We start from the raw sequence: 12,507 nt of genomic DNA on the forward strand, positions 1-12,507 counted from the left end.
ATGCATCCCCCGGAGTACCCACCCGCCACCACCCACAAGGAAGTGACATGGAATCTGACGCGCCCGCACAGACCCGCACCGAGACCGACTCGCTCGGGAGCATGGAGATCCCCGCCGATGCGTACTGGGGAATCCACACGGCCAGGGCCGACGCCAATTTCCCGATCTCGAAGCGTCCGATCTCCGTCTACCCGGACCTGATCCGCGGGCTCGCGATGGTCAAGCAGGCCAGCGCCCGTGCGAACAAGGAGATCGGCGTCCTCGATGCGAAGCGCGCCGACCTGATCGACGCGGCCGCTCAGCGCGTCATCGACGGCGAGTTCCACGACCAGTTCACGGTCGGCGTCATCCAGGGCGGCGCCGGGACCTCGACGAACATGAACGCGAACGAGGTCATCACCAATGTCGCGCTCGAGATGGCCGGACGCGAGAAGGGCGACTACGACTTCCTCTCGCCGATCGACCACACCAACCGCAGCCAGTCCACCAACGACGTGTACCCGACGGCGATCAAGATCGGGCTGTCGCTGAACCTGCGCTCGCTCCTGGACGAGCTCGACCTGCTGCGCCGTTCGTTCCTCGGCAAGGCCGTCGAGTTCCACGACGTGCTCAAGGTCGGCCGCACTCAGCTCCAGGATGCCGTGCCGATGACGCTCGGCCAGGAGTTCCACGGCTTCGCCACGACGCTCGGCGAGGACCACTCGCGTCTCACCGAGAACGCGTCGCTCATGTTCGAGATCAACATGGGCGCGACGGCGATCGGCACCGGGATCACCACGCACGTCGACTACGCCCCGGCCGTCCTCAAGCACCTGCGCGAGATCAGCGGACTCGACCTCGAGACCGCCAGCGACCTCGTGGAGTCCACCAGCGACACCGGTGCCTTCATGTCCTTCTCATCGTCGCTCAAGCGCAACGCGATCAAGCTGTCGAAGATCTGCAACGACCTGCGGCTGCTCTCGTCCGGCCCGCAGGCCGGGCTCGGCGAGATCAACCTGCCCGCGAAGCAAGCGGGTTCGAGCATCATGCCCGGCAAGGTGAACCCGGTGATCCCCGAGGTCGTCAACCAGGTCGCGTTCTCGGTCGTGGGCGCCGACATGACCGTCACGATGGCCGTCGAGGCTGGTCAGCTGCAGCTGAACGCGTTCGAGCCCGTGATCGCGCACTCGATCTTCCAGTCCATCACCTGGATGCGCCAGGCGATGTGGACCCTGCGCGTGAACTGCGTCGACGGGATCACGGCCAATGAGGACCGCCTCGGCGCGATGGTCGGAGCATCCGTGGGTGTCATCACCGCGCTCACGCCGTTCATCGGCTACGCCGCCGCGGCCGCGCTCGCGAAGACGGCGCTGCTGACCAACCGGAACGTCGCGGACCTCGTGGTCGAGGCCGAGCTGATGACGCGCGAAGAGGTCACCAAGCAGCTCTCGCCTGCGCGTCTGTCGGGACTCGAGACTGTCACCGCGGCGATCAACGTGGTCCCGCCGGAGGACATGATCCAGATCTGAGCGGAGCGCCCGCCCTGGTCCCCGCGTCGAGCTCGGGAGCGGGGCGGAGCGCTCAGTCGTGGATGCGGCAGTGCGTGGTCAGCTCGCCGATGCCGTCGATGCCGACCGTCACGATCGACTGATCGCGCAGGAAGATCTGCGGGTCGCGCGAGTAGCCGGCACCGCCCGGGCTTCCGGTGGAGATCAGCGTGCCCGGCTGGAGCGTGATCGACTGCGACAGGTGGGCGATGAGCGTCGCCACCGAGCGCACCATCTGTCCGGTGCTGGCGTCCTGCACGGTCTGCCCGTCGACGACGGCCCAGATGTGCAGGTCCTGCGGGTCGGGAACCTCGTCGGCGGTCACGACGAACGGCCCGGTCGGGGTGAAGCCGTCGAACGACTTGCAGCGCGACCACTGCGCTTCGGCGAACTGAATGTCGCGGGCGGTGATGTCGTTTACCACGGTGTAGCCCCAGACGGTGCCCAGGGCGTCTTCCGCGGTGACGTCCTTGGCCGGGCGGCCGATGAGGACGCCGAGCTCGGCCTCGTAGTCGACGGACTCGCTCAGCGCGCGCGGCCAGGCGGTGGTCTGCTCGTGGCCGGTCAGCGAGTTCGGCCAGAGCGTGAAGACGGTCGGTGCCGTGTCGGTCTTCAGGCCCAGCTCGCTGGAGTGCGCGGCGTAGTTCAAGCCGACGGCGAGCACGACGGGCGGGTCGATCACGGCCGACGCGAACCCGAAGTCACCCAGCGGATGCCGCGGCGCGTCGACGTTCGCGAGTGCGTCGCGCAGCGCCTCGAGCGCGTCGTCTCCGCCTGCGATGAGCTCCTGCAGGGTGCCGGGACCGGGGGAGAGCAGGTCGGAGACGAGGATCGCAGTGGACTCTTCGATGACGGCGAGCCGGATGTCGGAGGAGTCGGGACCGCGGAGATGGGCAAAACGCATGCGTTCTACGCTACCGGTCGCCTTCCCCGTCGTCGCTTCGCATGCCTCTAGGTGTACTGACCTCGACCGTTGTTGATTCGGTCGATGGGGGTGCGGCCTCCGATGCCGAGGTGGTGCCTGTCTAGGTTGTAGTAGTCGAGCCAGGTCGTCAACCCTGCTTTTCGGTCGTCGTTCGAGCTCCAGGGGCGGGCGTAGGCCCACTCGGTGGCGAGGGTGCGGTTGAGGCGTTCGACTTTCCCGTTGGTCCAGGGGCAGTGCGGTTTGATGAACCGCTGTCGGATGCCGTGCGCGTCGACCACGGCCTTGAACGCGGCCGAGTGGCGGTAAGCGAACGCGTTGTCGCTGATGACGCGTTCGACTGTGACGCCGAGGCGCGCGTAGAACGCGATCGCGCGGTCGAGGACGCCCGCCGCGGTGGTGCCTTTCTCGTCGTCGTGGATCTCCGCGTAAGCAACTCGGGAATGGTCGTCGATGACGGTGTGCACGTAGTCGTAACCCAGGCCCCGCTTGCGCGCAGGACGTTGCCCGCGGCCATGCAGACGCCATCCGCCGCCGTCGGGGATACGGCCGAGTTTCTTCACATCGACGTGGATCAGGGACCCGGGATGATCATGCTCGTAACGCTGCGCGGATCGGCGGGTCGCGCGGATCACGGACCCCGTGACCGGGTCCAGCTCCCGCAGCAACGGCACGTGGTGGCGGCGCAACACCCTACCGACCGTTGAGGCCTGCAAGCCGAGCTTGTCAGCGATGAACACCGGCCCACGCCGAGTGAGGTGCCGCATGATCCGCACCCTCGCCTCCACGCACGCTTTGGTCTGGCGAGGGTGGGAGCGGGCGACGCTGGAACGATCGATCAGGCCCGCCGGGCCGCACTCCCGGAACCTGCGCCACCACCGCCACGCAGTCGTGCGGGAGATCCCCATTTCCGCGGCAACATGCGCGACCGCACGCCCCGACTCGATGCGCTGGACCATGATCAACCTGCCGGCCGGAGTCAGCCGGGCATTAGCGTGGGACACGAGAGACCTCCGTGGACTCGAGGGAACCTAGACAGCTCCAACTCGACTACGGAGGTCTCTCCTACGTCAACAACGATCCGGGTCAGTACATCTAGGCTTTGGCTATGACCTTCGGAGGACCTGCCCAATACGACAACACCCGGCAGGTGTATGCATCGGCCCTTGCGCAGCCGACGGTGTATTCGCCGCCCGCCCCGACTGTGACGGCTCCGGGGCCCGCTCTCCCGGCGCTACCCGTGCCGGCGCGCCGCGGACGAACCGTCTCGATCTGGCTCTTCGGCATTCTGGGCTTCGTGCTGGTCGCCCTGATCGGGTACTTCGTGTGGGCGCTGGGGGCGGTGGCATCCGGCATCGGTCTGGTCATCGCCCTCGTCCCGTTGGCGATCGTGTTCGTCGGGGTGTACATCATCGATCGGTGGGAACCGGAGCCGAAGTCCCTGATCGCCTTCGCGATCGCGTGGGGCGCGATCGCCGCGATCGGGATCACGCTGCTCGTCGATCTCGCGATCACGCTGGCGATCGGTCTGCGCGCAGAGGTCCTCAGCACGGTGATCCAGGCGCCGATCGTCGAGGAGATCGCCAAAGGGCTGGGGATCTTCATCATCTTCCTGATCGGCAGACGCGCGTTCGACGGCCCGGTCGACGGCATCGTGTACGGCGCCCTTATCGGCGGCGGATTCGCGTTCACCGAGAACATCCAGTATTTCGCCATCAGTCTCATCGAGGGCGGGGGATCGCAGCTGACCGCCACGTTCGTGATGCGCGGGCTGCTCTCGCCGTTCGCCCACGCCATGTTCACGAGCCTCACGGGCTTCGCGATGGGCCTCGCGGCGCGACGGCAAGCCTCCCGGAGCGCCGTGCTCGGCAGCGGATGCATCGGCCTCATCGGCGCCATGCTGCTGCACGGCTTCTGGAACGGCTCCGCCATGTTCGCCGACTTCTTCGCGCTCTACGTCACGCTGCAGGTCCCGCTGTTCATCGGTTTCATCCTGGTGATCGTCGCCCTGCGCAGGGAGGAGGCGCGGCTCACGCGCGAGCGGCTGGGGGAGTACGCCGCGGCTGGATGGTTCACCCCGGAGGAGGTCACGATGCTCGCGACCCCGGCCGGGCGCAAGGTGGCGATGCAATGGGCCGCGACCCTGAGCGGAGATCGTCGGGCACTGATGAAGCAGTTCATCCGGGATGCCGCCGCCCTCGCGGCCGTTCGCCAGCGGGCGATCACAGGGCGGGATCCGCTCGCAGCTGAGGATGAGCGAGCGCTGCTCACCCGCACGTCGGCGACCCGCACTGCGCTGCTCGCGTACTGACCCTTGACATGTTCGGCGACCGGGTGCACCCTGGTCTCAGATCAACTCAGCGCCCGGGAGACTCGCAGGCATCGCCGCAGCACCGGGCGCTGAGTCTTGCCACGGACCTTCCGTGTGTTCGCTGTCGGCTGTCGTCATCACGTTGACCGACGGTGACGACGCAGGGTTGTATGGAGGCATGACTGATCGCACAAAGCCCGAGTTCGACGCCCCCACCGGCCCTGCTCCCGCAGAGCTCGTCATCCGTGACCTCATCGAAGGCGACGGCGCCGAGGCCAAGCCCGGCGACACCGTCACCGTGCACTACGCCGGTGTCGAGTACGACTCGGGCGAGGAGTTCGACTCGTCCTGGGGCCGCGGCGAGACCATCCAGTTCCCGCTTCGCGGCCTGATCCAGGGCTGGCAGGACGGCATCCCGGGCATGAAGGTCGGGGGACGTCGCGAGCTGGTCATCCCGCCGCACCTGGCGTACGGGCCCGCTGGTGCCGGGCACTTCCTCTCCGGCAAGTCCCTCATCTTCATCATCGACCTCGTGGCCGTCGGCTGACCCGTCGCATCGATACGAAGGCCTCCGCCCGTGGATCGGGCGGAGGCCTTCGTGATGAGTATTCGGTTCGCACTCAGGGAATACATGCGAACGCATGTAGGTTGGATGACGTGAACGCCGCGACGCGGCCCTGATCTCGAGGAGAACCCCCATATGACCATCGACGTCCCCGGCTACCGCCCCGGCACCTGGACCCTGGACCCCGCGCACAGCGAGGTCACCTTCAGCGTGCGCCACATGATGATCTCGAAGGTGCGCGGCACGTTCGGTGTGAAGAGCGCGACTCTCATCGCCCCCGAGAACCCGCTCGACGCCAAGGTCGAGGCGTCCGTCGACGTCACGTCCGTCGACACCAAGGACGAAGGTCGCGACGCCCACTTGCGCTCGGCCGACTTCTTCGACGCTGAGAACTTCCCCACGATGGACTTCGTCTCCACGCGAACCCGCGTCGAGGACGGCGATTTCTTCGTCGACGGCGATCTCACGATCCGCGGTATCACGAAGCCGGTGAGCTTCGCGTTCGACTTCGGCGGGTTCGGCTCCGACCCGTGGGGCAACTACAAGGCCGGCGCGTCGGCGACGACCACCATCAATCGCGAGGACTTCGGCCTCACCTGGAACGCCGCTCTCGAGACCGGTGGCGTCCTCGTCGGCAAGGACGTCACGATCAACCTCGACCTGCAGGGCTCGCTGCAGCAGGACTGACGCCGCGTCTCCCCGAGGACCCCGCGCCCATCAGGGTGCGGGGTCCTCGGCGTCATAGTCGCGGAAGGACGGCGCCGACCGCACGAGCAGCGCGACCAGCACGATGACGATGAACCCTCCGAGCAGGGGTGGGAACCACAACGCGGTGAGCGTTGCGAGCGTACCTGCGTAGAGCGCGCCGATGCGGGGTCCTCCGGTGACGACGATGATGAAGATCCCCTGGAGTCTGCCGCGGATGCTGTCGGGAACGGATGCCTGCATCATCGTGCTGCGATAGATCGAGCTGACGTTGTCGGCGGCGCCGGATGCCGCGAGCGCGATGCACGCCGCGATGACGAGTCCGAGATTGACGTGGGTCTCGTCGGCGGGCGGCATCCACACCCCGATGAGGAGGACGGCTCCGAACACGAGGATCGCCGCTCCATAGGCCTGGATCGCGCGCTGGATGCCACGACCGTGCCATCGGTAGCGCACGACCCGGCCCGAGAACAGGCTCGACAGGAACGTGCCCGCCGCGACGGCGGCTGTCAGTGCACCCGTGGTGACCGCGCCGCCTCCGAGCAGAACCGTGCCCAGCGCCGGGTACAGCGCGACAGGCTGGCCGAAGGTCATCGCGATGATGTCGAGGATGTACTGCATCCGGATGTTCTTCGCCCGCTGGAGGAAGCGCCACCCGTCGACGAGGGACTCGAGCCCTGGGCGGACGATCGTTCCCTCAGGGCGGAGCGACGGAAGAGTCCACAGACCCATGAACATCGCGAGCATGAGGACGACGTCGATCGTGTACGTCCAGCCGTAGCTGGTGGTCGCGACCAGCACGCCGGCGAGCGCGGGACCGACCATCACCATGATCCCGATCGTGATGCCGTTGAGTGCGGATGCCGAAGCCAGCAGGTCGCGGGGGAGAAGACGCGGGATGATCGCGCTGCGCGTCGCCATACCGACCGAGTTCGCCGCCGCGTTGATGATGCTCAGCGCGTAGAGCCACCAGATCGTCTCGAGGTGGGTCCAGGTCAGCGCCGCGAGCATGAGCGTGGAGGCGAACGTGATCACGGCCGCGATCAACCCGACGACGCGGCGGTCGAACGCGTCGGCGAGCATTCCGCCGTAGAGCCCGGCGAGGATCATCGGCACGAGGCCTGCGACGGCGACCATCGACACCGCGAACGTGCTCGAGGTCAGCTCGAACACGTGCAGCATGATCGTGACAAGTGTCAGCTGCCCGCCCATGCCCGCAAGGGTGGATCCGATCCACAGGCGGGTGAAGGCGGGGCTCGCCCGGAAGGGGCGGAGATCGATCAGGGCGCTGCTCACCGGACGAGGCTATCCGGTGTCCGCAGGGCTGGTAGACTCTACAGGTTGCCGTTTGATCGGCCGCGGATAAAGAGAGCCCACGCATCAGGCGTCGGGCGCCGCGCAACGACTGAAAGGGGATCGAATCTATGGCACTGGAAGCAGACGTCAAGAAGGCGATCATCGAAGAGTACGCGACGCACCCCGGTGACACCGGATCCCCCGAGGTGCAGGCCGCAATGCTGACGCAGCGCATCAAGGACCTCACCGAGCACCTCAAGGAGCACAAGCACGACCACCACTCGCGTCGTGGGCTGTTCCTGCTCGTCGGTCAGCGTCGTCGTCTGCTCGGCTACCTCCAGAGCGTGGACATCGAGCGCTACCGCTCGCTGATCCAGCGACTCGGACTGCGGCGATAAGCCGCAGGACGCAATCAGACGCAGTCTGGAGAGGATCGGCGCACGCCGATCCGAATCGCCGATAACGCGACCAGCGTTCAATCGCGCAGAACATTCTTGAGAAGGCCTCCCCACGGTGTGGGGAGGCCTTCACCGTTTCCGGGAGCTCAGCTGGGCGCGTTCGCCAGATCCGCGTGGTGGATCTCGACGACGTTCGGGTGCGCACGCAGCCGGTAGCGCAGCGCGTTCTCGCCGTAGACGCCGTCGATGGGGTTCTCGCCCTCGCCCGAGACGCCTCGTGACTGCGCGCGCAGCTCGTCGGGCAGGTCGATGACTGGCACCTGCGAGTTCAGCGCCGGATTGAAGAAGAACGGCACCGAGACGCGGTCGTCGGGCGCCTTCGGCGAGATCACGCGGTGCTTGGTGGCCTTGAGATAGCCGCCCGTGGCGTACTCGAGCATCTCGCCGATGTTGACGATGAACGCGTCATCGACCGGCGGTGCATCCACCCACTCGCCGCCGCGCTCGACCTGCAGGCCGCCCTTGCCCGGTTCCACCCAGAGCAGCGTGAGAACTCCGCCGTCCTTGTGGATGCCGACGCCCTGCTGGGGCTCGACGGCATCCGTTCCCGGGTAGCGCACGATCTTGAGCAGGCTCTCGGCCTCCTCGAACGCGGCGTCGAAGTGCGTGGGAGCAACGCCGAGGGCCTCTGCCCAGCTGCTCAGCAGCTTCCGCGAGATTGCGGTGAGGTGCCGCTGCCAGCTCTCGGCGACCTCGCGCAGCTCCGGCTGCACCGCGGGCCACAGGTTCGGGCCGATCAGCCGGTTGTATGCGGGGCCGCCCTGCACGCTCTCGCGCTCCGGGCCGATGTCGATCTGCTCGCGCCAGTCGATCTTGCCCTGGGTGAGCTCGCCGCCGATGCGGGTGTACCCGCGGAACTGCGGGCTGTGCACGTTTTCGATGGCGAGCTTGTCGTCCTCGGGAAGGGCGAAGAAGTCGCGCGCAGCCCGCTGGAGCCGCCGGAACAGATCGTGCTCGATGCCCGTTCCGACGAGGTAGAAGAATCCGACGTCATGGGCGGCCACGGCGAGGTCTTCGCGGAAGCGGGCGGCGTCCTCGGGGCTCTTGTCCAGGTCGGACAGGTCGAGGATGGGGAGGTTCAGATCAGCCATGACCCGAGAGTAAGTCCGTTTTCTGCGAGGGCGGGCGAGTGTTACGGACATCGCGCGCAGGGTGCTAATGTCAGCTCGCTAAGGACTGCCGTCGGCATCCTCGTCGCCTATCTCCGCCGCCTCGGCCGTCGCGATGTGCTTCCGCGCATGTGGGCTGGCATCGGTCTCGAGCGACCTCATGAACGAGTACATCCGGCACATCGGCACCGGTATCTGGGCGATCCCGCCCGGTGCGGCACCGGGGTCCTACGTCGGATCGGGACTGTTCGCCTGACGTTTCGCGCCCTCCCGTGGACGCCGCGATCCGGTGGGGTCGTCGCGCCTCGACGTCTCGACGAGCCGCGTGTCCGAGAACAGCCACCGCGCCCGCGGTTCGATCAGCGGCCGGAACACCCACCGCACCGGCCTCGTGGCCAGCACCACGGCGATCGCCCCCGAGAGCACGATGACGGCGGGCAGCCACAACCAGGTCGGCTCCGCGTTGCGCAGAATCCCCGTCTCGCGGAACGGGTACAGCACGAACGAGTGCAGCAGGTAGACGTACATCGTGTACTGACCGAACTTCGTCCACCAGTGCTCGCCGCGGGGGATCAGGGCGAAGAAGGCGACGCTGAGGACGACGCCGAGCACGATCAGCAGGAGCCGGATGCCGCCGGACCACCACACATGCGCCCCGAGATCCGAGTACGCGTCGTTGTAGAAGAACCAGGTGTCGAGGTCGACGCTCTTCCACAGATCCACCCAGTTCCACGCGATGAACCCCTCGACGGCGAAGATCGCGAGGGCGACCGCGCGCACCCACCACGGGCGGACGTCGATCAGTCGCAGCCGGTTCACGAGATCGTGCTCGCGCACCCACCAGCCGAGCACGAAGAACGGCAGGAATCCCAGGGTTCGCGAGAGCGAGAACGTGCTGTCGACGTTGGGCAGGTAGCCGGCGCCGATCGAGATCAGCAGGCTCCACACGAGCGGCCAGCGTAGCAGGGCGAGGTAGGGGAGGACGAGCCGGAAGATCCCCAGCGCCAGGAGGAACCACAGGGTCCACGACGGCTGTGTGATGTTCGGGTTCGCCTGTCCCTCGACGAGCCACTTGGTGAGGGTCCAGAGCAGTTCGAAGATGACGTACGGTACGAGGATGTCGGTGATGACGCGCGACATCTGCTTCCTCGTGGGCGGGGCCGCCTTCGAGAAGTAGCCCGAGATGATCGCGAACGCCGGCATGTGGAACGCGTACACCGCGAGATACAGGGCCATCGCGATGCTGGAGTCGTACGTCAACCGCTGGATGGCATGACCGAGCACGACGAGGACGATGCATGCGTAGCGGGCGTTGTCCCAGAACGGCACGCGCCGCTTCGCACGGGCGATGCAGCCGGTCGCAGGGGCGCGCGGGGTCTGCGGGGTGCTGCTCACCCTTGAAGGCTACCGGCCGGGAATAAAGTTGCCGGGGTGGCGTTGTATCAGATACATTCAAATGAATAGATGCGGATGCCACAGCATCCGCCGCGAGACCGGAGCATCAGACCATGAGCGAGCAGACCGAGACCTCGGGCATCCAGTTCGGACTCTTCACCGTCAGTGACATCACGCAGAACCCCGTCACCGGTGAGACCCCGAGCGAGCGGCAGAAGATCAAGGACGCGATCCGGATCGCCACGCACGCGGAAGAAGTGGGCCTCGACGTCTTCGCGATCGGCGAGCACCACAACCCGCCGTTCTGGTCCTCGTCGCCGACCACGACCCTTGCCGCGATCGCGGCGCAGACCGAGCGGCTGATCCTCTCCACCTCCACCACGCTCATCACGACGAACGACCCGGTGAAGATCGCCGAGGACTTCGCGATGCTGCAGCACATCTCCGACGGCCGCACCGACCTCATGCTCGGCCGGGGCAACACCGGCCCGGTCTACCCGTGGTTCGGGCAGGACATCCGTCAAGGGCTGCCGCTGGCGATCGAGAACTATGCGCTCCTGCGCAAGCTCTGGGACGAGGACGTCGTCGACTGGGAGGGCAAGTTCCGCACCCCGCTGCAGGGCTTCACCTCGACGCCCCGGCCGCTCGACGGCGTGGCGCCGTTCGTGTGGCATGGCTCGATCCGCACGCCGGAGATCGCCGAGCAGGCCGCGTACTACGGCGACGGCTTCTTCGCGAACAACATCTTCTGGCCCAAGGAGCACTACCAGCGCCTCATCGAGCTGTACCGCCAGCGCTACGCGCACTACGGCCACGGCACCCCCGAGCAGGCGATCGTCGGCATCGGCGGACAGGTGTTCACGCGCGCGAACTCACAGGACGCGGTGAACGAGTTCCGCCCGTTCTTCGACAACGCACCCGTCTACGGTCACGGCCCCAGCATGGAGGACTTCACCGAGATGACGCCGCTGACCGTCGGCTCGCCGCAGCAGGTCATCGACCGCTACGCCGCGATGCGCGACACGTTCGGCGACTACCAGCGCCAGCTGTTCCTCATCGACCACGCCGGACTCCCGCTGAAGGTCGTGCTCGAGCAGCTCGACATCCTCGGCGGCGAGGTCGTGCCCGTGCTGCGCAAGGAGCTGGCGAAGAACCGCCCGGCCGCGGTGCCGGATGCGCCCACGCATGCGGCCCGCGTCAAGGCGGTCTACGGCGACGGACCGGCGCGCGAGGCCCGTCCCGGCGCGAACCGCGGCGACAACCTCACCGCAGGATCGCCCTACCAGGACACGCCGGCGCCCGCCGGCGCCGCGTTCGGACTCGGCCGGAAGGAGGCCTGAGCATGACGGAGCGTCGCATCGCCGTGATCTCGGGCGGGCTCTCCAACCCGTCCTCGACCCGGATGCTGGCCGACAAGCTGGCCGCCGAGACCGTGAAGCAGCTCGCCGAGCGTGACATCGAGGCGTCGGTCGACGTGATCGAGCTGCGTGACTTCGCGCACGACATCACGAACAACATGCTGACCGGGTTCGCACCGGCGAACCTCGAGACGGCGATCAACACGGTGTACTCGGCCGATGCGCTGATCGCCGTGACGCCGATCTTCTCGACGAGCTACTCGGGGCTGTTCAAGTCGTTCATCGACGTCCTCGACCCCGACGCGCTCACCGGCAAGCCTGTGCTCATCGGCGCGAACGCGGGAACGGCCAGGCACTCGCTGGCGATCGACTACGCGATCCGTCCGCTGTTCGCCTACCTGCACGCCGAGGCCGTATCGACGGGTGTGTTCGCAGCATCCAGCGACTGGGGCGGCGGAGCCGATGAGGTCGCCCCGCTCGGCAAGCGCGTCGAGAAGGGCGCGCGCGAGCTCGCCGAGGCGATCGCCCGCAAGGATGCCGCGACGACGTCCGACCCGTTCGATCCGGCGAACTACCTCGGCGAGGGGCGCTCGTTCGGCCACCTGCTCGGAGGGCTCGCAGGGGAGTGAGGCCAGCATGAGGAAGGCGCCGACCCGGTTCCGGGTCGGCGCCTTCTGGACGGTCAACCGCTCTTGCGTCGGAACTCGCGCCGCGTCTGCGGGGCGTTCACCGCATGGACGGCGGAGTCGCCGTCCATGTGCGACTCGCCGTCGCGGTGGTGAGCGTTCTTCTTCTCGAGCGCTTCCTTGAACTTGCGCTTCATGTCCTCCGAGGGGGACGCAGCGCCTTCTTCGGTGCTCAT

At 67.1% G+C, this 12,507-nt stretch carries 13 protein-coding genes; 7 read left to right on the top strand and 6 right to left on the bottom strand.

The genetic code is table 11. The features are described from left to right. Window positions 1-47 precede the first annotated feature (47 nt). Window positions 48-1,508 carry an aspartate ammonia-lyase gene (locus HWX58_RS05830; protein WP_175986059.1) on the top strand — a complete coding sequence of 487 codons (1,461 nt, stop codon included), beginning with the start codon at window positions 48-50 and terminating at the stop codon, window positions 1,506-1,508. A 52-nt stretch (window positions 1,509-1,560) separates the two neighbouring features. Here HWX58_RS05830 and HWX58_RS05835 read toward each other — a convergent pair whose 3' ends face one another. Beyond that, window positions 1,561-2,430 carry a fumarylacetoacetate hydrolase family protein gene (locus HWX58_RS05835; protein WP_175986060.1) on the bottom strand — a complete coding sequence of 290 codons (870 nt, stop codon included), beginning with the start codon at window positions 2,428-2,430 and terminating at the stop codon, window positions 1,561-1,563. Between the two features lie 47 nt (window positions 2,431-2,477). Beyond that, window positions 2,478-3,452, bottom strand: a complete 975-nt coding sequence (locus tag HWX58_RS05840; protein ID WP_175986061.1) for an IS481 family transposase — start codon at window positions 3,450-3,452, stop codon at window positions 2,478-2,480. Between the two features lie 104 nt (window positions 3,453-3,556). On the opposite strand from HWX58_RS05840, the gene HWX58_RS05845 reads away from it, so the two are divergent. From HWX58_RS05845 to HWX58_RS05855, 3 genes are all read left to right on the top strand, one after another. Then, window positions 3,557-4,759: a PrsW family intramembrane metalloprotease gene (locus HWX58_RS05845; RefSeq protein WP_175986062.1), complete on the top strand. Its 1,203-nt coding sequence runs from the start codon at window positions 3,557-3,559 to the stop codon at window positions 4,757-4,759. A gap of 178 nt (window positions 4,760-4,937) precedes the next feature. Then, complete coding sequence (locus HWX58_RS05850; protein ID WP_175986063.1) at window positions 4,938-5,306, top strand: FKBP-type peptidyl-prolyl cis-trans isomerase; 369 nt, start codon at window positions 4,938-4,940, stop codon at window positions 5,304-5,306. Window positions 5,307-5,459: 153 nt separating this feature from the next. Further along, the gene (locus HWX58_RS05855; protein ID WP_175986064.1) at window positions 5,460-6,011 is read left to right on the top strand and encodes a YceI family protein; all 552 of its coding nucleotides are present in this window, start codon (window positions 5,460-5,462) and stop codon (window positions 6,009-6,011) included. A 30-nt stretch (window positions 6,012-6,041) separates the two neighbouring features. Here the strand turns inward: HWX58_RS05855 and HWX58_RS05860 are convergent, their stop codons facing one another. Continuing rightward, window positions 6,042-7,325, bottom strand: a complete 1,284-nt coding sequence (locus HWX58_RS05860) for an MFS transporter (protein WP_175986065.1) — start codon at window positions 7,323-7,325, stop codon at window positions 6,042-6,044. A gap of 128 nt (window positions 7,326-7,453) precedes the next feature. Between HWX58_RS05860 and rpsO the strand changes: the two genes are divergently transcribed. Further along, window positions 7,454-7,723 carry a 30S ribosomal protein S15 gene (gene rpsO, locus HWX58_RS05865; RefSeq protein WP_144795440.1) on the top strand — a complete coding sequence of 90 codons (270 nt, stop codon included), beginning with the start codon at window positions 7,454-7,456 and terminating at the stop codon, window positions 7,721-7,723. Between the two features lie 146 nt (window positions 7,724-7,869). Here the strand turns inward: rpsO and HWX58_RS05870 are convergent, their stop codons facing one another. Together HWX58_RS05870 and HWX58_RS05875 are read right to left on the bottom strand one after the other, a co-directional pair. Further along, a complete protein-coding gene (locus HWX58_RS05870; protein ID WP_175986066.1) occupies window positions 7,870-8,874 on the bottom strand; it encodes an isopenicillin N synthase family dioxygenase in 1,005 nt (334 codons plus the stop codon). Window positions 8,875-9,120: 246 nt separating this feature from the next. Continuing rightward, the gene (locus tag HWX58_RS05875) at window positions 9,121-10,287 is read right to left on the bottom strand and encodes an acyltransferase family protein (protein WP_250646116.1); all 1,167 of its coding nucleotides are present in this window, start codon (window positions 10,285-10,287) and stop codon (window positions 9,121-9,123) included. Between the two features lie 113 nt (window positions 10,288-10,400). On the opposite strand from HWX58_RS05875, the gene HWX58_RS05880 reads away from it, so the two are divergent. Next, complete coding sequence (locus HWX58_RS05880; RefSeq protein ID WP_175986067.1) at window positions 10,401-11,627, top strand: LLM class flavin-dependent oxidoreductase; 1,227 nt, start codon at window positions 10,401-10,403, stop codon at window positions 11,625-11,627. Window positions 11,628-11,629: 2 nt separating this feature from the next. Next, window positions 11,630-12,274 (top strand): FMN reductase, encoded by a 645-nt coding sequence (locus HWX58_RS05885; protein WP_175986068.1) that lies wholly within the window; start codon window positions 11,630-11,632, stop codon window positions 12,272-12,274. A gap of 53 nt (window positions 12,275-12,327) precedes the next feature. Here HWX58_RS05885 and HWX58_RS05890 read toward each other — a convergent pair whose 3' ends face one another. Continuing rightward, window positions 12,328-12,507: a DUF5302 domain-containing protein gene (locus HWX58_RS05890; RefSeq protein ID WP_175986069.1), complete on the bottom strand. Its 180-nt coding sequence runs from the start codon at window positions 12,505-12,507 to the stop codon at window positions 12,328-12,330.

The organism is Microbacterium tenebrionis, from assembly GCF_903645325.1.
Taxonomy (GTDB): domain Bacteria; phylum Actinomycetota; class Actinomycetes; order Actinomycetales; family Microbacteriaceae; genus Microbacterium; species Microbacterium tenebrionis.